The 24,532-nt window shown below is 41.2% G+C and carries 21 protein-coding genes; 16 read left to right on the forward strand and 5 right to left on the reverse strand.

Going from position 1 to position 24,532, the window contains the following annotated elements:
- The first annotated feature begins 74 nt into the window (after positions 1-74).
- Genes nuoL through PQO05_RS02425 form a run of 9 tightly spaced genes read left to right on the forward strand, consistent with a single transcriptional unit; the run spans position 75 to position 9,415 of the window.
- Positions 75-1,976, forward strand: coding sequence for an NADH-quinone oxidoreductase subunit L (gene nuoL, locus PQO05_RS02385; protein ID WP_273631040.1), 1,902 nt, complete (start codon positions 75-77; stop codon positions 1,974-1,976).
- A 24-nt stretch (positions 1,977-2,000) separates the two neighbouring features.
- A complete protein-coding gene (locus PQO05_RS02390) occupies positions 2,001-3,488 on the forward strand; it encodes a complex I subunit 4 family protein (RefSeq protein ID WP_273631041.1) in 1,488 nt (495 codons plus the stop codon).
- Positions 3,489-3,538: 50 nt separating this feature from the next.
- The gene (locus PQO05_RS02395; protein ID WP_273631042.1) at positions 3,539-4,921 is read left to right on the forward strand and encodes an NADH-quinone oxidoreductase subunit N; all 1,383 of its coding nucleotides are present in this window, start codon (positions 3,539-3,541) and stop codon (positions 4,919-4,921) included.
- A gap of 50 nt (positions 4,922-4,971) precedes the next feature.
- Positions 4,972-5,613: a DedA family protein gene (locus PQO05_RS02400; protein WP_273631043.1), complete on the forward strand. Its 642-nt coding sequence runs from the start codon at positions 4,972-4,974 to the stop codon at positions 5,611-5,613.
- A 21-nt stretch (positions 5,614-5,634) separates the two neighbouring features.
- Positions 5,635-6,183 carry an inorganic diphosphatase gene (locus PQO05_RS02405; RefSeq protein WP_273631045.1) on the forward strand — a complete coding sequence of 183 codons (549 nt, stop codon included), beginning with the start codon at positions 5,635-5,637 and terminating at the stop codon, positions 6,181-6,183.
- 6 nt (positions 6,184-6,189) lie between these two features.
- Entirely contained in the window at positions 6,190-7,533 is a 1,344-nt protein-coding gene (locus tag PQO05_RS02410) for a hemolysin family protein (protein ID WP_273631047.1), read from the forward strand.
- 13 nt (positions 7,534-7,546) lie between these two features.
- Positions 7,547-8,254: a 16S rRNA (uracil(1498)-N(3))-methyltransferase gene (locus PQO05_RS02415; RefSeq protein ID WP_273631048.1), complete on the forward strand. Its 708-nt coding sequence runs from the start codon at positions 7,547-7,549 to the stop codon at positions 8,252-8,254.
- Entirely contained in the window at positions 8,255-8,914 is a 660-nt protein-coding gene (locus PQO05_RS02420; RefSeq protein WP_273631049.1) for a DUF4159 domain-containing protein, read from the forward strand. It abuts the gene before it with no gap.
- A 3-nt stretch (positions 8,915-8,917) separates the two neighbouring features.
- Positions 8,918-9,415, forward strand: a complete 498-nt coding sequence (locus PQO05_RS02425; protein WP_273631050.1) for an acyl-CoA carboxylase biotin carboxyl carrier protein subunit — start codon at positions 8,918-8,920, stop codon at positions 9,413-9,415.
- 182 nt (positions 9,416-9,597) lie between these two features.
- On the opposite strand, the gene PQO05_RS02430 is transcribed toward PQO05_RS02425, so the two are convergent.
- Positions 9,598-11,343: an SUMF1/EgtB/PvdO family nonheme iron enzyme gene (locus tag PQO05_RS02430; protein WP_273631052.1), complete on the reverse strand. Its 1,746-nt coding sequence runs from the start codon at positions 11,341-11,343 to the stop codon at positions 9,598-9,600.
- Positions 11,344-11,575: 232 nt separating this feature from the next.
- On the opposite strand from PQO05_RS02430, the gene porV reads away from it, so the two are divergent.
- On the forward strand, positions 11,576-12,760 hold the full coding sequence (gene porV / locus PQO05_RS02435) for a type IX secretion system outer membrane channel protein PorV (protein WP_273631053.1): 1,185 nt from the start codon (positions 11,576-11,578) through the stop codon (positions 12,758-12,760).
- Positions 12,757-13,236: a 2-C-methyl-D-erythritol 2,4-cyclodiphosphate synthase gene (ispF, locus tag PQO05_RS02440; protein ID WP_174311981.1), complete on the forward strand. Its 480-nt coding sequence runs from the start codon at positions 12,757-12,759 to the stop codon at positions 13,234-13,236. Before porV ends, ispF begins: the two co-directional genes overlap by 4 nt.
- A gap of 39 nt (positions 13,237-13,275) precedes the next feature.
- Here the strand turns inward: ispF and PQO05_RS02445 are convergent, their stop codons facing one another.
- Together PQO05_RS02445 and PQO05_RS02450 are read right to left on the reverse strand one after the other, a co-directional pair.
- A complete protein-coding gene (locus PQO05_RS02445) occupies positions 13,276-16,650 on the reverse strand; it encodes a trifunctional glycoside hydrolase family 18/polysaccharide deacetylase/glycosyltransferase family 2 protein (RefSeq protein WP_273631057.1) in 3,375 nt (1,124 codons plus the stop codon).
- 77 nt (positions 16,651-16,727) lie between these two features.
- A complete protein-coding gene (locus PQO05_RS02450; protein ID WP_273631059.1) occupies positions 16,728-16,874 on the reverse strand; it encodes a FeoB-associated Cys-rich membrane protein in 147 nt (48 codons plus the stop codon).
- A gap of 76 nt (positions 16,875-16,950) precedes the next feature.
- Between PQO05_RS02450 and PQO05_RS02455 the strand changes: the two genes are divergently transcribed.
- Together PQO05_RS02455 and typA are read left to right on the forward strand one after the other, a co-directional pair.
- Positions 16,951-17,754, forward strand: coding sequence for a type 1 glutamine amidotransferase (locus tag PQO05_RS02455; RefSeq protein ID WP_273631062.1), 804 nt, complete (start codon positions 16,951-16,953; stop codon positions 17,752-17,754).
- Between the two features lie 282 nt (positions 17,755-18,036).
- Positions 18,037-19,851, forward strand: a complete 1,815-nt coding sequence (gene typA / locus PQO05_RS02460; RefSeq protein WP_273631064.1) for a translational GTPase TypA — start codon at positions 18,037-18,039, stop codon at positions 19,849-19,851.
- A 93-nt stretch (positions 19,852-19,944) separates the two neighbouring features.
- On the opposite strand, the gene PQO05_RS02465 is transcribed toward typA, so the two are convergent.
- A complete protein-coding gene (locus PQO05_RS02465) occupies positions 19,945-20,604 on the reverse strand; it encodes an FkbM family methyltransferase (protein WP_273631066.1) in 660 nt (219 codons plus the stop codon).
- A 137-nt stretch (positions 20,605-20,741) separates the two neighbouring features.
- Between PQO05_RS02465 and PQO05_RS02470 the strand changes: the two genes are divergently transcribed.
- Genes PQO05_RS02470 through PQO05_RS02480 form a run of 3 tightly spaced genes read left to right on the forward strand, consistent with a single transcriptional unit; the run spans position 20,742 to position 23,641 of the window.
- Positions 20,742-22,073 (forward strand): flippase, encoded by a 1,332-nt coding sequence (locus PQO05_RS02470; protein WP_273631068.1) that lies wholly within the window; start codon positions 20,742-20,744, stop codon positions 22,071-22,073.
- On the forward strand, positions 22,070-22,717 hold the full coding sequence (locus PQO05_RS02475; protein ID WP_273631069.1) for a class I SAM-dependent methyltransferase: 648 nt from the start codon (positions 22,070-22,072) through the stop codon (positions 22,715-22,717). The genes PQO05_RS02470 and PQO05_RS02475 overlap by 4 nt, the downstream gene beginning before the upstream one ends.
- 27 nt (positions 22,718-22,744) lie before the next feature.
- Positions 22,745-23,641, forward strand: coding sequence for a glycosyltransferase family protein (locus PQO05_RS02480; RefSeq protein ID WP_273631070.1), 897 nt, complete (start codon positions 22,745-22,747; stop codon positions 23,639-23,641).
- Positions 23,642-23,737: 96 nt separating this feature from the next.
- On the opposite strand, the gene PQO05_RS02485 is transcribed toward PQO05_RS02480, so the two are convergent.
- Positions 23,738-24,484, reverse strand: a complete 747-nt coding sequence (locus tag PQO05_RS02485; RefSeq protein ID WP_273631071.1) for a class I SAM-dependent methyltransferase — start codon at positions 24,482-24,484, stop codon at positions 23,738-23,740.
- Between the last annotated feature and the right edge of the window lie 48 nt (positions 24,485-24,532).

Genomic DNA, 24,532 nt, shown 5'->3' on the forward strand with positions numbered 1-24,532 from the left:
TTTCGGATTTATTATAAAGTAATTAAAAGTTTAAAAACGTCTAACGTCATACGTAAAACGTCCAACGTAAAACAATGAATAATTATCTCTGGCTTATTCCTTTACTACCTCTCGCAGGGTTTATTATTAACGGACTTGGCCGAAATGCTTTACCTAAAAATTTAATCGGTGCTATTGGCAGCCTGGTTATCCTTGTTGCTTTCGGTTTAAGTGTTGAAGCCTTTTTGCAAGTGCAATCAACCGGTCATCCAATCAACGTAAACATATTCACCTGGATTAAGGTTGGTAACTTCACCGTTCCATTTGCTTTTCTGGTAGATCAGCTTAGCGCTATTATGCTGCTCATCATCACTGGCGTAGGCTTCTTGATCCATTTATACTCTATCGGCTATATGCATGATGATGCAGGCTTTGGTAAGTTTTTCTCTTACTTAAACCTGTTCGTATTCTTCATGCTACTGCTGGTAATGGGTTCTAACTACATTGTCATGTTTATCGGTTGGGAAGGCGTGGGCTTATGCTCGTACCTGTTAATCGGTTTCTGGTTTACCAATGGCGATTATGCCGATGCTGCTAAAAAGGCATTCGTGATGAACCGTATTGGTGATTTAGGCTTCCTGATCGCCATCTTCATTATGATACACTACTTTAACAGTGTAAACTACGCAGATATATTCCCGAAAGTACCGGGCTTACATGGCGATAAAGTGACTCATCTGTTAACGATGATTACCATGTTGCTGTTCGTAGGTGCTACTGGTAAATCAGCACAGATTCCGTTGTTTACCTGGTTGCCTGATGCGATGGCTGGTCCAACACCAGTATCAGCATTGATCCACGCTGCTACCATGGTTACTGCAGGTATCTACATGATTGCCCGCTCACACGTAATGTTTGATCTGGCTCCGTTCACTAGCAATATTATTGCCATCATTGGTTTAGCAACAGCCGTATTTGCTGCGCTGATTGCTTTAACACAAACAGATATTAAAAAGGTACTGGCTTATTCAACCGTATCTCAACTGGGTTATATGTTCCTGGGTTTGGGCGTTGGTGCATACACCGGTTCATTCTTCCATGTTATTACACACGCATTCTTCAAGGCCCTGTTATTCCTGGGTGCTGGTTCTGTTATCCACGCAGTAAGCGGCGAGCAGGATATGCGTAAAATGGGTGGCCTTTATAAAAAACTGCCAATAACTTTCTGGACCATGTTATTGGGTACCATTGCAATTTCTGGTATCCCTCCATTCTCGGGTTTCTTCTCTAAAGATGAGATCCTGGCTCACACTTACCAGTATAGCCCGATTATGTATTTCATCGGTGTTATTACGGCGATGTTCACTTCGTTCTATATGTTCCGCATGTTGTTTCTTACTTTCTTCGGCAAGTTTAGAGGTACACATGAGCAGGAACATCATTTGCACGAGTCGCCTGCAACTATTACTATCCCATTAATCATCCTCGCTATCCTTTCTGTAGTGGGCGGTTTAATTAACGTTCCGGCTATATTAGGTGGGCACGAGTGGTTAGCACATTGGTTAACTCCACTATTCGGTACACCAAAAGAAGCTGCACACGAAGGTGGCATCCCAGAAATGGGCTTAATGCTGATCTCTGTAGCTGCTGCTGTGTTAGCATTAATCTACGCTTACATTAAATACATCAGCAAATCAGATCTTCCTGTTGCCGATACCGAAGAACGCCCATTATTGACTGCATTATCATACCACAAATTTTATATCGACGAATTATACGATCTGATTATCCGCAAGCCACTTGATGCGCTTTCTAACTTCTTCTATAAGGTAGTTGATAAGATGGGTATCGATGGATTAGTGAACGGCTTAGGAAGCGGTACTGTAGAAACAAGCAAAGGCTTACGTTTATTGCAAACTGGTAATGTTGGTTTCTACATATTTATGATGGTGATAGGTATTATTGCCGTATTGGTTTATAGTGTATTTAAATTTTAGCCACAAGCGTTTACGTATTAGAAAATGACGGTTTCTATATTACTTTTTCTACCACTAATAGCAGCTATTGCTGTGTTACTGTTCAAAAATGAAACAGCAAAACACGCGGCGCTATTCTTTTCTGTTGTTGAGCTTGCGGTTGCAGTGGTTTTCTTAACCAAGTTTGTACCCAACGCCACAACCCAATTTGCTGTAGATTATCCGTGGATACCTAAACTGGGTATTTACTTTACAGCAGGTATCGATGGTATCAGTATGATTATGATATTGCTCAACGTATTGTTGGTGCCTATCATCATTCTGGCATCGTACAACCATAATTACAAAAATGCCAACGCATTTTACGCGCTCATTTTATTTATGCAAGCTGCCATGTTGGTTGTGTTTACTGCGATAGATGGGTTCTTGTTCTATGTAAGCTGGGAAGCAGCATTGATACCAATCTACTTTATCTGCGCTATCTGGGGCGGAGAGAACCGTGTTAAGGTTACTATCAAGTTCTTTATCTATACGTTTGCCGGTTCATTGTTTATGCTGTTGGCTATCATCTACCTGCATTTGCAAACACCATCTCGCACTTACGATCTGCACGATTTTTATAATCTTACCCTTACTGTTAAACAACAAAGCTGGGTGTTCTGGGCTTTCTTCCTTGCATTTGCTATCAAGATGCCGGTATTCCCTTTACATACCTGGCAACCCGATACTTATACCGAAGCACCAACAGCAGGTACCATGTTATTAGGTGGTATTATGTTGAAGATGGGTGTTTACGGCGCTATCCGCTGGATGATCCCGGTTGTGCCATTGGGCTTTGATAAATGGCAATATGTAGTAGTTGCACTTGCAGCTATTGGTATTGTTTACGCATCGTTAATTGCCTTTAACCAAAAAGATGGTAAGCGTTTGGTTGCTTATTCATCCATCGCCCACGTTGGTTTAATTGCTGCAGGTATTTTTGCCTGGACAGTTACCGGCGTACAAGGTGCTTTATACCAATGTTTAAATCACGGTATTAACGTGGTGGGTATGTTCTTTGTGATGGACATCATCAGCCGCCGTTTGCAAACCCGCGAATTAGATCAAATGGGTGGCATTGCTAAGGTTGCTCCTAAATTTGCTATCGCATTCTTGATCATTGTATTAGGTACTGTTGCGTTACCATTAACCAATGGTTTTATCGGCGAGTTTTTACTGCTGAACAGTTTATATGAGTATAACATTTTACTGTGCGCATTTGGTGGCTTAACCATCATATTTGGTGCGGTATATATGCTGCGTATGTATAAGAAAGTAATGCAGGGCGAAACCAACGCATTAACTATACTTTTTACAGATGTTACCGGTACCGAGAAAGTGGTATTATGTACTATCTGTGTTTTAATATTGTTCCTGGGTATTTATCCTAACTCGGTAATGCATTTATCAGATGCGGCCGTGCAAAACCTGGTACAATCTGTTAACGATAAAATTTTCCACGGCACAGCTATACCAAGCGGCAAGCAATATTAAGCTTAACTGGTAACTGTACGGACTTAATAATTTAGCGAAGAAATTTAAAAATGAATACCTTAATACTAATATCTGTTCTACCTATAGTACTGTTGTATTTAGGCTTATACAAAGCCAAGAATGCGCTGCTACCGGTTACTGTTATTGGTTTGTTAGTAGCTGCCGGTTTAGCCATTAAAGAATGGAACAGCAATGCACAGCCTATTTTTCATGATATGATGCAGTTTGATCGTTTTGCGATCGCGTTTTCGGTAATCACTATCGTTTCAACTGTCCTGATCGTTTTATTGTCGAAAGGCTTCTTCGAAAGGATCAGTGAGCATGTGGCCGAGTATTATGCCATCATGCTGTTCTCATTGGCAGGTATTGTGGTTATGGTATCATACAGCAACCTGGTTATGCTGTTTATCGGCATCGAAATTATGTCGGTAAGCTTATATATCCTTGCAGGGATCCGTAAACGAGATATCGCATCTAATGAGGCTTCATTAAAATACTTCCTGATGGGGGCTTTCTCAACAGGTTTCTTATTATTCGGTATTACATTATTATACGGGGCATCAGGCTCATTTAACCTGGCTGCCATTCGCGATTATACTTTAAACAACCCGCGTACCATCGATCCGATGTTTTACGTAGGTATCCTGATGATCATCGTTGGCCTTTGCTTTAAGCTTGGTGCAGCACCTTTCCACTTCTGGACTCCGGATGTGTATGAAGGTTCTCCATCCCTGGTAACTGCCTTTATGTCAACCGTTGTTAAAACGGCAGGTATTGCAGCTTTCTTACGTCTGTTCTCTGCCTGCTTTGCAAGTATTGCAGATTTCTGGATGCCGGTATTATTGGTGATTACCATCCTTACTTTGTTTATCGGTAACATCACAGCACTGTACCAACATAGCTTTAAGCGGATGCTTGCCTACTCAAGTATCTCGCATGCGGGTTACCTGCTGTTTGCTATTGTGGCCTTGGGTTCGGCCTCTGCCAACTCTGTATTTATGTATGCTACAGCATATTCAATTGCATCTATCATCGCCTTTGGCGTATTAATATTGATTCAGCAGCAAGCTGGTAATGACGATTTCGAAAGCTTTAATGGTTTAGGTAAAAGTAACCCATTCCTGGCTGTTGTGTTAACCATTGCTATGCTTTCATTGGCGGGTATCCCCTTAACTGCGGGTTTTATAGGTAAGTTCTTTATGTTCTCCGGCGCATTATCGCGCTACCATATAGGTTTGGTTATTGTGGCTGTAATTAACGCCATTATCAGTATCTACTATTATTTTAAAGTTATCATTGCTATGTATTTCCGTAGTACAACAGAGCGTATTGCACTTACTGTACCGGCTTATTTCAGCTTTGTGTTAGGTCTTTCGGCCTTTGTAACTATTTTAATTGGTATTTATCCTGGTATAATTTCCGACCTCATATAAATAGCTATACTTCGTTTGATATAATATTTGTAGTTTTACGAATATTGTGAATGGAAAGCTTTTGGGATCACCTGCATAATATTACCGATGCTAAATCTATTATAAGCCAGGGGGGCTTTTACCTTCTGCTTGTGGTTGTATTTGCGGAGACGGGTTTATTCTTTGGTTTTTTCTTACCAGGGGATTACCTGCTGTTTATGGCTGGGCTGCTGTGCGCAACCGGGGCTTTTGACGTATCTGTTTACACGCTGGTATCATCGCTTATAGCAGCGGGCATTTTAGGCAACTATATGGGTTATTGGTTTGGTTACAGAACCGGGCCATTACTTTTTAATAAAGATGATTCAATCTTTTTTAAAAAGCAGTATATTGTAATGGCCGAAAAATTCTATGAAAAATATGGAGGAATGGCACTAATATTGGGGAGGTTTTTCCCGATAATCAGAACTTTTGCTCCTATCTTTGCAGGAGTTGTTAAAGTTAAGTTCAGAAAGTTTACCTTATATAATATAATTGGCAGTATAGCTTGGGTAGTAACCCTCACATTAACAGGATATTTTTTAGGAAAAAGATATCCGCAACTAAAGGATTATCTTCAGTATATTATACTGGGATTAATAACAGTTACAACAATCCCGCTGGTTATTGCCTTTTTCAGAAAAACATTATCTAAAAACGAAACACAAGTATAAAAATTCACTTTTACATTAATAATGAGTACACAACATCCCTGGCACCAGGTATCAACAGGCGAAAACGTTCCTGAGGTAGTTAATGCAATTATTGAGATCCCTAAAGGATCAAAAGCAAAATATGAGATAGATAAAGATTCAGGTTTGTTGAAACTTGACCGCGTTTTATTTTCTTCTGTAATGTACCCGGCCAACTATGGCTTTATCCCACAAACTTATTGCGATGATAAAGATCCGTTGGATATCCTGGTATTATGTTCTGTTGACGTATTCCCAATGTCTATTATTGAGGCCAAAGTTATCGGTGTAATGCACATGGTTGATAACGGCGAACAGGATGATAAAATCATTGCAGTTGCTAAAAACGACATGTCTGTTAACTATATTAACGATTTAAATGAGTTGCCGCCACACGCAATGAAAGAGATTGTGCGTTTCTTCCAGGATTATAAGAAATTGGAAGGTAAAAACGTTACCATTGAGCATCTGCTAGGCCGACGTTACGCTCATAAAGTAATTGCTGAAAGTTTGGAATTATATACTTCAACTTTCCCCGAGTACCAACAATAACACTGAATGGACCCTGCGAATTTAGACATAAACGGTTTTTATATATTTCTTACCATATTTCTGGTCCTCCTGAACGGCTTTTTCGTGGCCGCAGAGTTCGCGATAGTTCGCGTTAGGGGTTCACAGATAGAAATACAAGCCAAGGCTGGTAGCCAGATGGCTAAAGTAGCACGGGGCATAATGCATAATTTGGACGGATACCTGGCTGCCACACAGCTGGGTATCACCATAGCATCGCTTGGCTTAGGTTGGGCGGGCGAATCGGTGGTAACCAATATTATGCTTAACCTGTTTAAGCTTTGCGGCTTAACAATTACCTCCTCATTTATCATCAGTACAAGCCATGTGGTTGCCTTTATTGCTATCACATTTCTGCATATTGTATTCGGTGAACTTGCACCTAAAACGTTGGCCATACAACGTTCGGTACGTACAGCTATGGCTGTGTCATTACCACTACGTTTCTTTTATATAGTGTTCAGGCCTGCGATATGGTTGTTAAATACATTCGCCAATTTTATCCTGAGCATTTTCGGGGTAAAGACAATACATGGTGAAGAAGCACATCATAGTTCTGAAGAGCTGCAATACATTTTAGATCAGGGTAAGGAGAGTGGTGCGATCGACTCTTCCGAACACGAATTGATTAAAAATGTATTCGATTTTAATGAGCGCGTGGTTAAAAACATTATGGTGCCCCGTACCAAAATTTCGGGTATCGACATTGATGCTACACCTGCCGAATTGCTCGACTGTGTGATTACCGAAGGCTACTCACGTATGCCGGTTTATGATGATGTAATTGATAAGATTATCGGTATTGTACATGCCAAGGATATCTTACCTTTGCTGGCCCGTAATGAAGACATCGTTTTAAAGAGCATTATCCGCAAGCCATATTTTATTCCAGAAACCAAGAAGATCAGCGATCTGATGGCCGAACTGCAACAAAAACGGATCCAGATAGCTATTGTGCTGGATGAGTTTGGTGGAACAGCCGGGATGGTTACGCTGGAGGATATTGTGGAAGAACTGGTAGGTGAAATACAGGACGAGTATGATGAAGAAAAGCCAATTGTTGAGAAAGTAAATGATCGGGAGTTTATTGTAAATGCGCTTGCATCTATCTATGATGTAAACGAACAATTACCACATGATCTGCCGGAAGACGGTGACTTTGATACCGTATCAGGTTGGTTGGGCGATATCTTCGGAAAGATCCCTGATGTTGGTGAGCAAAAAGAAGCTAATGGTTACAATATTACCGTATTGAAAAAGTCGGATCAAAACATTGAATCGGTTAAGCTGGAGCTTTTACTTAACGAAGAAGATACGGTAGATATTCACTAAAAACTGATGTGCCATGCACTTGTTTTACACGCCCGATCTAATTGCCGGTCAATCCCATTATCAGCTTAACGAAGAAGAGAGCAAGCATTGCATCCGTGTGCTTCGTTTGGAGAAGGATAGCGAAGTTCAGTTGATAGATGGTAAAGGCGGACTATATACTGCCGTAATTGCTGATCCGCATCCTAAGCGTACATTACTGAGTATTGCATCTGCACAGCAAGAATATCAGAGGCGCAACCATTATCTGCACATCGCAGTTGCCCCCACAAAAAATATTGAACGCATTGAGTGGTTTTTAGAGAAGGCTACCGAGATTGGCATTGATGAAATTTCATTAATTATATGCCAGCGGTCAGAGCGTAAGGAAGCTAAAATAGAACGTTTGGATAAGATTATTACTGCTGCTGTAAAGCAATCATTAAAAGCTTATCATCCTATCCTAAACGAAGCTGTAGCCTTGCCTAAACTGCTTGCTAAGCCTTTCGACGGACAAAAGTTTATGGCCCATTGTGAGCCGGGAGAGAAGATTGATCTCAAATCGGCTATCCAACCTCATGGAAAATATTTAGTGTTGATTGGCCCTGAAGGCGATTTTACACCCCACGAAATAGATGAAGCTTTAAAAAGTGATTTTAAACCCATAACTTTAGGTGATAGCAGGTTGCGTACCGAAACCGCTGCACTGGAAGCCTGCTTTGAAATTAACTTTTTAAACCGCTAAATGAGATTCAGAATAACGCTTATAGCTTTAACACTTTGCCTGCTGATATGTGGCTTTACCAAGCCTGCCTATAAACTGGCGCGTTTAAAGTACAACGGCGGCGGCGATTGGTATGGCGATCGTACTGCGCTCACCAACCTCATTAAATTCTGCAACACAAACCTGCACACCAACTTTGATGCAGAGGAAGAAACGGTAGATGCCGGAAGCGCTGAACTGTTTAATTACCCTTATATATTTATGACAGGCCACGGCAACGTGGTATTCTCTGACCTGGAAGTGCGCAATCTGCGCAAGTATTTAACAGGAGGGGGCTTTCTGCATATCTGCGATAATTATGGGCTCGATCAGTTTATCCGCCCGCAAATGAAAAAGGTTTTTCCGGAGTTGGAGTTTGTGGAATTGCCACTAAACCATCCCGTCTATCATCAGAAATACGAGTTCCCTAATGGCTTACCAAAGGTTCATGAGCATGACAATAAACGGGCGCAGGGTTTCGGGTTGATTTATAAAGGTCGCCTGGTTTGTTTTTACGACTACCAATGCGATTTGGGTAATGGCTGGGAGGATTATGGAACTTATGCCGGCGACTCGCAGGAGACCCGCTTAAAGGCGCTTAAAATGGGAGCTAACTTAGTACAATACGCATTAATACAATAAGTTATGTATGAAATAAAGGTAAATGAGAAACAAGATTTTTCTGTAACCCGCAAAGAAGGCAAACTGGTTATTAATAATGAATTGGTTGAAGCAGATATTGCTGCTGTAGGATCATCGATATTCCATGTATTACATAACCGCCAGTCATACAATGTGGAGGTGGTTAATTTTAATTCGACCGATAAAACTGCCGAAATTAAGGTAAACGGAAATACTTATAACATTACCTCAAAAGATCAATTTGATATACTGCTCGAACAATTGGGCTTTAATCATCTAAACGCCGGCGCCATAAGTGATCTTAAAGCACCTATGCCCGGCATGGTACTTAAGGTGTTGGTGAAAGAAGGAGAGTCTATCAAAAAAGGCGAAAACCTTTTTGTACTGGAAGCCATGAAAATGGAAAACATAATCAAAGCACCTGCAGATGTTACTGTAAAATCTATCAAGATTAAACCCGGTGATAAGGTTGAAAAGGGGCAGGTATTGATTACTTTTTAACAAAAAAGCATTACTTATATAAGTAATGCTTTTTTGCGCGTCATTGCGAGGTACGAAGCAATCCCCGACCTACAGAACCGCTCTTTTGGTTCGCGATTGCTTCGTACCTCGCAATGACGATTGAAGAGTAAACAAAAAAGGCCTTTCATTTGAAAGGCCTTTCCTATTATATACTGTTAGCTTTACTTAGCTTTTGCTTTGTAAGGTTTTGGCTTACGCTCAACAAAGTGAGGGCGGCTGTCAGGGTGAATCTCAGTTGCACCAACCATGGTCATTGCGCAACGGAAACCAACTTCTGCACTGGCATCATCCTGATCCATAAAGCGACGGGTAGCTGGGTTTAACCACATTGCCCTATCGTTCCATGAACCACCTTTGTACACCTTAGAGTGGTCGTTAACTAAAGTAGTTACGCCATATAATACAGTGCTGGTTGAATCTTCGAAACCGCGCTGATCTGCAGTGTAAGGCTTACCACCTGCTTTAATAACATCAGCAGGAGTACCAGGAGCACCCGGGGTTGTTGCTACAGTAGCAGTTGTTGGGGTAGCAGGGTTAGTTGCAATACCAGCTGGTAAAGCCGCACCATTTGCAGGTGTTGCGTTGGCATTGTTAACCGTTGCAGCTTGTTGTTGCGCAACAGTTAGTTCGCTCCATTTTTGTTTCTTGGCTGCTTTAGCAGGGTCTTTAATAGGGCGGCCGTATTTATCTTTGGCTAATAAACCTTTTTCAGGGTCAGCCATACGTTTGTCTTTGTATTCGTTACCGCGGAATGGATTAAAGTCGTCAACATCCTCAAATGATAACTGGCGATAAGTATCGGCAGTCCACTCGTTAACGTTACCAGCCATGTTAAACAAACCGAAATCGTTAGGTACGAAAGATCTAACAGGTGCAGTAATATCTGCCTTGTCATTTAAATAACCACCAACACCCATGTTATCACCATCGCCACGTTTAAAGTTGGCCATCATTAAACCACGGGTTCTCTTTTTAGGCGAGCGCAAGCCCATGCCATTCCAAGGGTACATTTTACCGTCGGTGATATTTTCGTTTTCGGTATTACCAACAAGGCCTAAAGCTGCATATTCCCACTCAGCTTCTGATGGTAAGCGGTAAGCTTGTTTCAGGATACCATCTTCCATACCTACAGTACGGGTTGGTTTGCCTTTTTTGCCGTCAGTTGGTTTGGCATTAGGGTTAAGATCCGGCATCATGTGTTTACCATCAATACCCGGGCCTTTAATCTGGCCGTTTAAGTAAATATCAGTGTTAAATGGCTCTTTGCTTCCGCCGGCAGCAGCTGTTGTAGCACCCGCAGCTTTGCCTTTGCCGCCTTTACCACCGGTAGCAGCATCTTTCCAGGTAGCTAACTGGCCAGATTCGCGCAGAATGTTTTCATTCATACGATCTGTACGCCAGGTGCAATACTCTTGTGCCTGGTCCCAGGTAACACCTACAACAGGGTAATCCTGAAACGCAGGGTGCCTTAAATAGTTATCAACGTAAGGTTCGTTGTATGATAATGGTTTACGCCAAACCAGGGTGTCCGGCAATGCATTGTAATATAATTCTCTATCGCCCGGATAGTTGATGTTTAACCAGTGCAGGTACTCCAGCCAGTCAACGTTAGCAACTTCGGTATCATCCATATAAAATGAAGGAACAGTTACACGACGGCGAATGTTGTTGTAATCAAAGCTAACATCCTGGTCGGCACTGCCTCCCAAAACAAAAGTTCCACCTTCAATCGGTACTAAACCCGGGCCTGGGGCTGGGTGGGTTTTCTTAAATACCTGGAAACCTCCATTGTATTTATCGTTGTATTTCATGCCGGTCTTCGCGGATTGCGGATGCTTGCTACAGCTCGTTAGCATTGCTCCCAATCCCACAATCATAAACGCACACCGGGTAAAATTTCTGTTCATATTGTACATGTAGTTATTCAGAATGTAAATATAATTATTTTTTAAATATCTATTAAGCAAATTTATTGACATACGTTCAAAAAAAAAGTCCCATTATTGAGCTTTTTACGGTAAAGTAGCTCTTGAGTTACAATTATTTATGTAAAAGTGTTGTAATAACTTTTTATAGTTATTGTTAAACTGGCAGAATAACAATAATATTGTCTTGAATGGCTCCATATAAAATTAAACTTTGAAGAAGCTTTTATTGTACAATATAAAGGGTATTACATTAATTGTAAGTGTATTATTACCCTCTCTTACTTTAGCTCAAGTTATTGGCCCAGGCGGCACAAACACTAATGGTAGTAATAGCGGGGCTATCGTAACTGGGGTCCCATTTTTAAATATTACACCAGATTCGCGCTCAGGAGCTATGGGTGATGCCGGGGTAGCGCTTTCGCCGGATGTAAATGCCAATTTCTGGAACCCATCTAAACTGGCTTTTTTAGAGAATAATAATAGCTTATCGCTTTCATATAGCCCCTGGTTACGTAAGTTGGTTCCGGATGTAAGTTTATCTTACCTTTCTTATGCGCATAAATTAGACGATAGAAATACCATAGGTACCTCACTTAGATATTTAAATTTCGGCTCTATTGAACTAACGGACAGAAATCAGCAGTCGCTTGGTACATATACGCCGAATGAGTTTTCTATCGACGGGTCTTTTGCCCGCAAGTTTGGCAAAGAATTTTCGCTTGGTGTAACTATGCGATATATTCACTCAAGTTTATATAATGGTACCTCGTCAGAGGGCCAGCAAATTGAGCCGGTGAATGATATAGCTGCCGATGTTTCGGCATTTTATCAGCATCCTGGTGAAGAGTTTGGTAAACCATCACTTTTTGCATTTGGTGTTAATATTTCTAATATAGGGCCTAAGATCAGCTACACTTCGGGCGGCCAGAATCTTTATTTACCTACCAACCTAAAAATAGGTGCTGCCAATACCCTCAATATTGATGAATATAGCCAGTTTACATTTACGCTTGATATTAATAAACTGCTAGTGCCAACCACTACTTATGATGCCAGCGGCAATATAACTTCGGGAGATAAATCTGTGCCGGCTGCTATTTTCGGTTCTTTTGGCGATGCACCTGGAGGTTTCAGCGAGGAACTGAAAGAAATCAGTTACTCACCAGGTGTTGAATACTGGTACAACAAGCAATTTGCGCTACGTGCGGGTTACTTTTACGAAAACCCCAGCAAGGGCGACCGCCAGTATCTAACACTTGGTGCGGGCCTTAAATATGATATTTTCGATATCGACTTTGCATATTTGGCTGCCAGCCAGCAAAAAAGTCCGTTGGCTAATACCTTACGTTTTTCGGTATTGATCAATTTTGAATCGGGTAAACCAAAAAATAAATGAGTAAAATTCGTGTAGGTTTTGGGTTTGATGTACATCAGCTCAAAGAAAACCACCCTTTTGTGGTAGGTGGCGTTCAATTAGAACATCATTCGGGAGCGTATGGCCATTCGGATGCTGATGTATTGTTGCATGCGATATGTGATGCGTTATTAGGTGCAGCAAACCTACGCGATATTGGTTTCCATTTCTCTAATACCGACGAACGCTGGAGAGGTATAAGCAGTTTGGTTTTGCTGGAGCACGTTGTTGTTTTGTTGAAAGAAAAAGGCTTTAGTATTGGCAACATCGATGCCATGATATGCCTCGAAGCACCCAAGATTAACCCGCACGTGCCGGCTATGAAAATTAACATAGCCAAGGCTGCAGGCATTGATGAGGATGATATCTCCATCAAAGCTACCACTAATGAAAAACTTGGCTTTATTGGCCGCGAAGAAGGCGTAGTGGCTTATGCCGTTTGCCTGATAGAAAAGTAAATTTTGATTTAAAGAATATAGAAAGAAAGTACCACGGGATTACTCCTTAGTGGTACTTTCTTGTTTTACGCTCACATTACCGGTACGTTTAAGTACACCCCATCCGCTCAGTTCGCCTTTTACAGCTTTACGCATAGATTTAAATAGTACGTAATACATCAGCTGGCGCCAGATGAAACGCTGTGGTATAATGTAAATCAATTTCTTGTAGTCTTCTTTTTCCATCCAGAAGGCAATGGCGGCCACAATACAATCTATCACAATGAAGGCCACGTAATAGAAAAGTATCTTGCCAGGCTTGTCGCTGAATAAACCGATGATCATTAAAAGATCGGCCAAAGGAGAAAACAGCGGTAACACGATCTGGAAGATGAGGATATTAGGCATACCCACCATACCGAAGAATTTATATTTTTTATTGAACAAGGCATCCCGGTTTTTCCAGAAACTCTGAATTACGCCAAAGCTCCAGCGGAAACGTTGTTTCAATAGTGCATCCAGTTTCTCAGGGGCTTCGGTATAAGCAATGGCTTCAGCACAGTTTCTAACAATATAACCCTGTTTCAGAATGCGCATAGTTAAGTCGCAATCCTCTGCCAAGGTATCATAAGTAAAGCCACCCGCTTTAAATATGGCCTCTTTGCGGAATGCCCCGATAGCGCCGGGTACTACAGTAATACTATTCAGCAAATCAAATGCGCGGCGATCCATATTTTGGGCTGTAGTGTACTCGATAGATTGCCAGATGGTAATCATATTGGTTTCGTTACCCACTTTAACGGTACCTGCCACAGCTCCTATTTCATCATCGGTAAAATAGGTCATGAGGTGAAAGATCGCATCATTCTTAAGTTGGGTATCGGCATCAATACAAACCAAAAAATCGTGACTCGAGCGCTCGATACCAAAGTTCAGCGCAGATGCTTTACCGCCGTTAGGTTTGGTTAATACTTTAACCAGCGGATGGTTCCCATAAGCAGCATCAACCACAGCGAAGGTTGCATCTTTCGATCCGTCATCAACAAATATGATCTCCAGTAAAGGATACTCCAGTTTTAGTAAACTTTCGATCGTTTTTATAGCCGTTACCTCCTCGTTATAAGCCGGCACAATAATACTTACCGGATGTAAAACAGGATTGGCTAAACGTGCCGGGGTTGTTTTCTTATCCTCGCTATATTGCCTTAATGCCAATACGCCAATTAGTACGATACGGCCAATAGCCAGGAATATAGCCGAGAAGAACAGGTACATGATAAACCAGTTACCCAGAAAGTAACCTACAATAAATATGTTGTACAAACTGCCTGTAATACCGCTGTTAGCTTCATCCTTAATTGGCGGCATCAAATCGTCCTTGCTTTTGTGCAATATATCGGCAATGGTAGTAAACTGATAGCCGTGCGATTTAAAGTAGTGGATAATCTCCGGCAAGGCCTTTACTGTCTCTTCGCGGGTATCGCCACCGGCATCATGCAGTAATATCATCGAGCCCTTATCGTGATAACGAATGGTACGGGCAATAATGCTATCGGCAGTTACGCCGGGCTGCCAATCCCATGGGTCGATAGATTCGCCAATGTTGATATAGTTTTGCCTGCGGCTTTCTGCAACCGGGATAACCTCAGCCAAAGTAGTTGGCTCGGCATCGGCATTAAACGGCGGACGGAATAAGATGGTGCTTCGGCCGGTAACAGATTCTATTAAACGACGCGTAGCATTAAGTTCGAGGTTAACGCGTGAAATACTGACCGTAGAAATATCGGGGTGGAAGAAGGTATGGTTACCAATTTCATAACCTTCATCAAACTCACGTTTTAAGATCTGGATATTTTTTTCGGCCATTACACCTACCACAAAGAAGGCGGCAGGTACATTTTCTTTCTTTAAAATATCGAGGATACGCGGCGTATAATCAGGGTCGGGGCCATCATCAAAGGTTAATACTACCTTTTTAGGTGAATAGCCGTAACGGCGGATCACATATTTGGTAGGTAGATGGATGTAGTTTTGATTGGTGATGACAAAGTTGGTGGTATCCATCTTTACATCAATCAAGCCTGTTTTTGGTGTAGTGATTAGATCGAGTACTTCACCATCGCCGTCATAATCAATCTTATCATTTAAGCCGACAGTGGTTAGGCGTTTAACATCAATACCTGTTTTGCGCAGGGAATCGATAGATAAGTTCTTTTGGAAGAAGGTCCACAAACGTGGATCCTCGGCACCCAGGCGCCAAAGGGCAACACCACCGGTAGCCCAGTCATCCGCCATGCGGATTACGTTAAAGTTGGTAGCCGCATCGGTAAAATAAATACTGTGCTCCAGGCTGTCCTTATCAAAATAGTTATAATGTAAGTTGGCCGAAGCAGGATCATAAACAATTTTCTGCTTGTTCTCCTGTGCCGTACTAACAGCCTGTTGGTAGCCTATAGATTTACCAATACTGTTCTCTGGCCAATCGTAACCACCACCGGCAACGGTAAGGATAATTTTTTCGCTCGGTACAATGGCGCAAACCTTATCCAGTATTTCTTCAACCCAGTGCTGGTTTGATATATCGCCTGCATTACTCTGTTCGTTATGCTGGTCGAAAGCCATAACGAAGATGTAATCGTTAAATTTCTGGATCTTTCTCAGGTCATATTGCTCATCGTCAGGGATAACGTTTTGGGTAACCAAAAAGCCCTTGGCGTGTAATGAGCTATATATTTCCTGTTCAAAGGCATTGTACTCGGGTGTATTCCGGTTTTGTATATCGTCGAAAGCCAGGTTAATACCTTTAAGATTGTATTTGGTGAGGTTCTTGATAATACTGTTAATAAAAACAGTACGCAATTGCTTGTTCTTAGAAATGCGAACCACATCCTCCCTGTCGAAAGAGCCGCTTACATTATTAAAGTTAATGTAATTGCTTATGGATACGATAATTGGCTTATGGTACTTCTTATTGATATTAAGCAAGCCAGTATCCATTTTGGCTGTAATGGTATCAGCATTGGGTGTAACTGAGAAACCTTCGGTTACCACCATATCCAGTTTACCGATATGGTCTTGCAGCGAGTTATAAGCCTGGGGTTCCCACGGACGATAAAAACCTGCGTTAAGGCGGTCTTTATTGTTAGGGTGTTTAATTTGGTGTTGCCTGCGGGCACGGGCAAGCTCTTCTATCTGGGCCTTCTCAATCTTAAAGTCTTTAAACTTTTTAGATTTTTTGAGATTGTCCATCTCCTCCTTACTGAACTTTTTGGGTGCAGGGTTTAAATTGGGAAGGCTTGGGTACTGTTTTGATGTAATAGTAATGGCAGCAGCAACTACAGCGCTTGCAAGAACTATAATGATAACACGGCTTAACCATTTAAATCGGTTCCAGCGTTTTGGGGTATCGGATTGAAATATTTGCTTATGAGCCATTAATTGGATAAACTTTAAACAAAATTAAAAGTTTTGCCATGAAGGTTTTATGGACAAAAAAGTAGTGTAATATACACTTATTCAGGTTTGATGTTGGAAAAATCCACGCCGCATTTACAATTTGAGCCACAGCCTTTTTTTGCGGTAAAACTTCTGTAAATAAGCCTGCCCACGTAAAAAAGCGCCGATGCAAAAAGTAATGCTATAATGATTGATTGAACCATGGTACAAAAATACGATTATATTAGTTACGTAAATAGTGTTAAGATATTATTATACCCAAAAATGAATTTACAATAAATGCCCGCTACACGCCAAATTAAAATAGCCATACTGGATTTGTACAACGGCATTGCCAACCAGGCTATCAATAGCTTTGAACAAATATTAGAAAAATATAGAACGAAGCATAAGCTGAACCTAAACTGGCAGATCTTTAAGGTGCGTGAAGCCAACGAATTACCGGACTTAAATTTTGATGCTTACCTATCAAGCGGTGGCCCTGGTAATCCATTTAGTGGGGCCGAAGAGTGGGATAAAAATTATTTTAAGCTGATTGATGGGATTGAAGCTTATAATAACTCGAACCAGAAACCTAAAAAGCATGTGCTATTTATCTGCCATTCATTTCAATTGCTTTGCCGGAGGTATAAATTAGGCGAAGTCTTGTTGCGGAATATTCCTTCGTTTGGCATAGTGCCCGTTGAGCTATTGGAAGATGACGATTTATTGAAAAATCTATCCAATCCTTTCTATGCTGTTGATTCACGCAGTTGGCAGGTGGTAAATCCGGATATGAAAGTGTTTGAGAAAATCGGCGCTAAAATATTGGCTATAGAAAGGGAGCGGTCCGATCATTTACCACGTGCGCTAATGGCCATCAGGCTGAATGATTATTTTGTAGCTACACAGTTTCACCCGGAGATGAGCCCGGAAATAATGGGTAAACGTTTGCTAATGGATGATAATAAGCAGCAGGTGATTGATGAATTTGGCGAGGAGGGGTATCAGCAAATGTTGGAAGAATTAAATGATGCTGATAAGTTATGGCTTACGTTTAATACGATTATGTCGAATTTTTTGGATAGGGCGATATTATCATAACACACCCCATTGAATGGTGCTGCAAGTTGCAGTAGCTGTGCGTCCCCTCTCGAGAGGGGAATTATTGTGCAGTACATAAACCATCGACTTTAATAAGGGGTGTGTATTTTCCAATCAAAACACTCGCTGTGTAGTAAATGATAATTTAGAACTAACACATCCTTAACACTTAAGGGCTAATAAATTACCTAATAACACTTCTGACACTGTAATTACTTGTTAATGCTTTAAAATGCAATAAATTAAGCGTACCTTTGCGCAAAATATAAGAGGCATATTTGCATGCAAAATCAAATTCGTAACATAGCTATTATAGCACACGTTGACCACGGTAAAACTACATTGGTTGACAAGATCCTGCACAGCTGCGAGATTTTTCGCGATGGTCAGGAAACCGGAGAGTTAATCCTGGATAATAATGACCTGGAGCGTGAGCGTGGTATCACCATCGTTTCTAAAAACGTTTCGGTTAAATATAAAGACGTAAAAATCAACATTATTGATACCCCTGGTCACGCCGATTTTGGTGGTGAGGTTGAGCGTGTATTGAAAATGGCTGATGGTGTATTATTGCTTTGCGACGCTTTTGAAGGCGCTATGCCTCAAACCCGTTTCGTAACCCAAAAGGCTTTAGCTTTAGGCTTAAAACCAATTGTGGTTGTAAACAAGGTAGATAAAGAAAACTGCCGCCCAGAAGAGGTTTATGAGCAAATCTTTGAATTGTTCTTTAACCTTGAGGCTACTGAAGACCAACTCGATTTCCCGGTTATCTACGGTTCTTCTAAACAAGGCTGGATGAGCACAGATTATAAAGTGCCTACTACTGATATCTTCCCGTTAATGGATGCTATTTTAGCAAACATTCCACCGGCTCCTATCAGCGAAGGTACATTGCAAATGCAGATCACTTCGTTAGATTATTCGTCTTTCGTAGGTCGTATCGCAATCGGTCGTGTTGCCCGTGGTACTATCAAAGAAGGCCAGCCGGTATCTTTGGTAAAACGCGATGGCACTATCCAAAAATCAAGAATTAAAGAACTTTATACTTTCGAAGGTTTAGGTAAAGTAAAAGCTACCGAAGTTAAATCGGGAGATATTTGTGCTGTAGTTGGTATCGATGGTTTCGATATCGGTGATACAATCGCTGATTTCGAGAAACCAGAGCAATTGGAGGTTATCCACATCGACGAGCCAACCATGAACATGCTGTTCACCATTAACACTTCACCGTTTTTTGGTAAAGAAGGCAAGTTTGTAACTTCACGTCACTTACGCGATCGTTTGTACAAAGAGATGGAGAAAAACTTAGCGTTGAAAATCGTTGAGACCGAATCTCCAGATTCTTACTTAGTATACGGCCGTGGTATCCTTCACTTATCTGTATTGATCGAGACCATGCGTCGCGAAGGTTATGAGTTACAGGTAGGCCAGCCACAAGTTATCGTTAAAGAAATTGACGGTGTTAAATGTGAGCCGGTTGAGGTTTTAACAGTTGATGTACCAGGTGATGTTGCCGGTAAGGTAATTGAATTGGTAACCCAACGTAAAGGCGACCTGTTAGTAATGGAACCAAAAGGCGACTTGCAACACTTAGAGTTTGAGATCCCTGCACGTGGTATCATCGGTTTACGTAACAACGTATTAACTGCTACCGGTGGCGAGGCTATTATGGCTCACCGTTTCAAAGCTTACGAGCCTTGGAAAGGCCAGATCCCAGGCCGCTCTAACGGTGTATTGGTATCAATGGATACTGGTAAAACTACTGCTTTCGCTATCGATAAATTACAAGATCGTGGTCGTTTCCACATCGATCCGGGAGTTGATATCTACGAAGGTCAGATCTTAGGCGAGCACATCCGTGATAACGATTTGGTTATTAACTTAACTAAAGGTAAACAGTTAACCAACATGCGTGCATCTGGTAGCGATACCAACGTACGTATAGCACCAGCTATTAAATTCTCGTTAGAGGAATCAATGGAGTATATCCAGGCTGATGAGTACATCGAGGTTACACCACAAAGTATCCGTATGCGTAAAATCTATCTGAACGAAGGTGAAAGAAAGATCAACGCTAAAAAGTTCACTAACCAATAATTAGGAACTAACATAATAAAAAAGGCCTTCTGTTTACAGAAGGCCTTTTTTATTTGGCTCTATTGCTAGTCGAAGTCCCAATACTTCAAATAATTATCTTGCTTTATAAATTAAAGTACGTGGCGTTTTGTATACTAGCTCATAGCCTTTATTGTTAAGGAAACTATGTACTTCAGATGCATCCACCTTACCGGCAACGCTATCTACATCCTCAACCAACACAAATTTAGGGCGGTATTTATCCCAGTTGTTCGATTCCAATAATTGCAGATCCAAGCCGGCCACATCAATATTCATAAAATCAATAGCGGGGCCTGATGAAAGGTGCTCATCCAAAATTTGTGCTAAGGGGAAAATATCCACTTCGGCTGTTTCAATAATCGGTGCTCCGTAGCTTTCGGCTACATCAGCATCAAAGCTATTGAGGGCCGAATCTGCAAAGCAATACAGGGTGCGTTTATCGCGCTGTGCACCAATACCTACGGGTAAGTTAATATCGCGCTCGCGGTGCTGCTGAAATAATTTAATGGCCGATGGGGTAGGCTCAATGTTAATGCCGTTCCACCCGGTTTCATAAAAGTAAGCTGTGTTAGAAAAACGGAAAGGGTGGTGGGCACCAATATCAATAAAGAAACCTTTATGATTATCTGTATCTTCTGCTAATAAAGCACGAAGTAACATATCTTCACCATCCTGTGAGTATGAATGGTAAGGTGTAAAGTCAGTGTTGTTTAATGTATCTTGTTGTGACATGAAATTATACTAAGTAGTGCTAAAGGCAAAATAACGCAATTTATTAAACATATTTTAGGCCTGGTATCAGGTAACCTATCAATAAGGTATACTATAATAGCGTAATCTGTACATTTTTATACCTTTGCCCCTTATATATGCGCATACCAAGTATCCCAGGATTTGATCAGCAAGCTTTCGAAAAGTATTTTAAAAATACAGGTTGGCTTATGCTGGCTAGGGTTGGCAGTTTGGCCATAGGCGTAATCATTAATAATTTCGCGCTCTCTAATTACCTCGGTGCAAAAGCTTTTGGGATATTAAATTACCCAATGGCTATTGTAACCTTTTTTATGGCGATAGCAGCCTTGGGCTTGGATGGTTTGGTTACCCGTGAACTGTTAAATGATCCTGATAAAAAGGATGTAATTCTGGGTACCTCTTTTTGGATGCGGTTGATAGCGGGTTTTGCTACCCTACCCCTGGTTTATGCAGTTTACGCTATCATCAACCATTATAGAACTATAGATACTCCCTTTGTATATGTGCTGATTGTTGGCTTTACATCTGTAGTGCAATCGGTAAATATTATCGATAGCTTTTTTCAGTCGAGGGTGCAGGGCAGGGCTATTATGTATGTACAGGTAATCGGTAATTTATTATCGGCTGCCATTAAGCTCGGTTTTATTGTACTAAAACTGCCGCTGGTTTGGTTTATTTATTCTTTGCTGTTTGATGCCATTATTATAGCAATTGGATATCTCATTACCTATTTAAAAAATCACAATAAGTTAGGTAGCTGGCAATATAGCAGCGCTATAGCTAAACATTTGTTAAAGCTTTCGTGGCCATTAATATTTTCGGCGGTGCTGGTATCTATATATATGAAAATAGACCAGCTGATGATTGCCAGTTACCTCGATAGCGTACAATTAGGCATTTACTCTACCGTAGCCCGTTTAAGCGAAAGCTGGTATTTTATACCGGTAGCTATTGTTAATTCGGTATTTCCGGCCATTATGAACGCACGAAAAACAGATATGGAGCGTTACCATAAACGTTTACAAAACATGTATGATTTAATGGTGGTAATTAGTTTAAGCATTGCTATCATCATGAGTTTTGGCTCTTCTATTATATATCATCTGGTTTATAAGCCGCAGTTTTGGTCGGGCGCGCCTGTGTTAGCAGTGCATGTATGGGCAGGTATATTTGTGTTTCTGGGTAGTGCAAGCGGCCAGTATCTTATAGCCGAAGGCTACACCAAATTATCTATGCTGCGTACAGGTGTTGGTGCAGTGGTAAACATTGTACTTAACATTATGTTATTACCACGGTATGGTATTTTAGGTGCAGCTTATGCTACATTGGCCGCCTATTTTATTGCCACATTTTTTATCGTGTTTATTCCGCAAACGCGTGAGCAAGGGTTGCGGATGTTAAAATCATTATTCTTAATTTCACTTTTTCAAAAAATAGTAAAACGTTGAGTACTATATCCAGAATTCTGAACCTGGTTTCGCAGCCAGACAGGTTAAAATCTATATTATCGTTTAATGATAAAGGCTATCTTAGTGAGATAGGCTGGTTTAAATCTTTCGATTCTAAAAAGCCTGTTGATGGCGATGGCAACCCGATTCCCTGGGTTACTTATAGTTTTATAGATTTTATCAAAGGCCGTATCAATAAGCAGCTGGCTATTTTCGAATATGGTTCCGGCAACTCTACCATGTTTTACGCTAAATATGCAGGCATTGTAGTTTCTGTCGAGCACGATAAAGGTTGGTACGATACGATGTCGAAAAACCGCCCTGCTAATTCGGAGATCATCTTCTGCGAACTGGAAAAGGATGGCGATTACAGCCGTGTACCTATTAAGTTGCAGGAGAAATTCGACATTATTATTGTTGATGGCCGCGATCGTGTAAACTGCTGTAAACAGGCTGTTGATGCTTTAACGCCAGGCGGTGTTATTGTTTTGGACGATAGCGAACGTGATTTTTATAAGCCAGGTGTGGAGTTTTTATTAAGCAAGGGTTTTAAGCATTTGCCTTTCAGTGGTATTTCGCCGGGCTTGTTTTACTTAAAATCAACTTCTGTTTTTTACAAGGCTGATAACTGCCTGGGGATATAAGGTTTTTTGATTAGAGGATAAGGTACCGTGCAAAATCTCGCACCCATTGCGCTGTTTGTTTATAACCGCCCCGACCATACCCGGCGAACAATTACCTATTTGCAGAAAAACCTGCTGGCTGACGAGTCGCGCCTCTATGTTTTTTCTGATGCTGCCAAAACCCCTGCCGACGAAGCTAAGGTGGAGGAGGTACGCGAGTATTTAACCACTATATCTGGCTTTAAATACGTAAAAGTTACCAAGCGCAAAGAGAATATGGGCTTAGCAGCTTCTATCATCAACGGTGTTTCGCAACTGGTAGAGGCTTACGGCAAAGTGATCGTGTTTGAAGATGACCTGCTCTCTTCGCCTTATACCCTCCAGTATTTTAACGAGTCGCTGCAGCGTTACGAGCACGAAGAGCAGGTAATGCACATCGGCGCTTATATGTATGAGCTGAAGGGCGATAAACTGCCTCCAACCTTCTTTTACCGTGCAGCTACCAGCTGGGGCTGGGCAACCTGGGCACGCGCCTGGAATAATTTCGAACCTGATATTGATAAACTGATGAAGCAATTCGATTCCAAAAAGATCTATGACTTCTCGATAGATGGCACCATGAACTTCTGGAAACAAATGCAGCAGTTTAAAGCCGGTAAAAATAACTCATGGGCTATCCGCTGGTATGCTTCTATCTTTCTAAAAGGTGGCTTAACGCTTAACCCATCACATTCTTTAATCCAAAATATTGGGCACGATGGCACCGGTGTACACTCTAACAATGAGGACATGTACCAGGTAAATATTTCGCGCAAGCCTGTTGTGGGATTCCCGTTAGAGATTAAAGAAAGCAAAGTCGGTTATGCAGCTATCAAGCACTTTTTGAAGAACCGTAAAGGGAATATTATTCAGCGTCTTGTGCGCTTTGTTAAGCAGAAACTTTAATCAGGATTTACTGAATTTTAGAATTACCAGAATCCGTTTTAATTTAAGATAAACAAGATTCTGTCTATTCTTTAATTCTGAAAATTTTGATTCTGATTACTTAGTAGCCGTCAACACAATATAAGGCGACATTAGCTTACTCTCCATAGGTATAATCTTCGTAACAACTTTACCAGCTAACCAAAGCACTTTAAAGAAAGCTTTTACACCTGCTGATTGCTGATCCTTATTCTCCAGCCAGATCGAGTATTTACCGTAGTAATAGCTTTGCACATCTTTCAATCCTAAAGCCTTGCAGCAATCGGCCAGCAATGTGGGGTTCATACTGCTGATGTTGTGCTTACTGTAATTATCGGCATCGTATTTACGCTGCACCCAGCCATTTACGCCGGTAAAGTTGGGCAAGGTGATAAACAGTGTACCTCCCGGTTTCAGAAAGTTTACGTGGCGGGCAATAATGTCTTTGGTATCATTAAAATGTTCGATGAGTCCGGCTGATAATACCAAATCATATTTCTGTTCAGAAGCATATTTAAACAGATCGCCCTCGATTACTTTAACGTCTTTGTCGGCCAGGTCATTGGCTGCTAAAACTTCATCCAAAACAGGCTTGTGTACATAGAAATCGAATAGCGTGGCATCAATACCAAAATACTTTTTCAGGAAAATAGCATAATAGCCAGGGAAGCCGCCCAGCTCAATAGCGGTAGTTATTTTATTGCTGGTTAAAATGTTTTTTAACAGCTTATGAAAAGTATATGTTGCCGGTACTTTAAAGGCAAGCCCTTTTTTTGATTCCCAGTAGTTTGCCCAAAAGTTACGATCGGTTAGTTCATTGCTCATCGGGCACAAAGAAAATGAAAAAAATTGAAGGCTGATATTTAACCCGCT

Origin of the sequence: Mucilaginibacter jinjuensis (genome assembly GCF_028596025.1) — a bacterium.
In the GTDB taxonomy this organism is placed as follows: domain Bacteria; phylum Bacteroidota; class Bacteroidia; order Sphingobacteriales; family Sphingobacteriaceae; genus Mucilaginibacter; species Mucilaginibacter jinjuensis.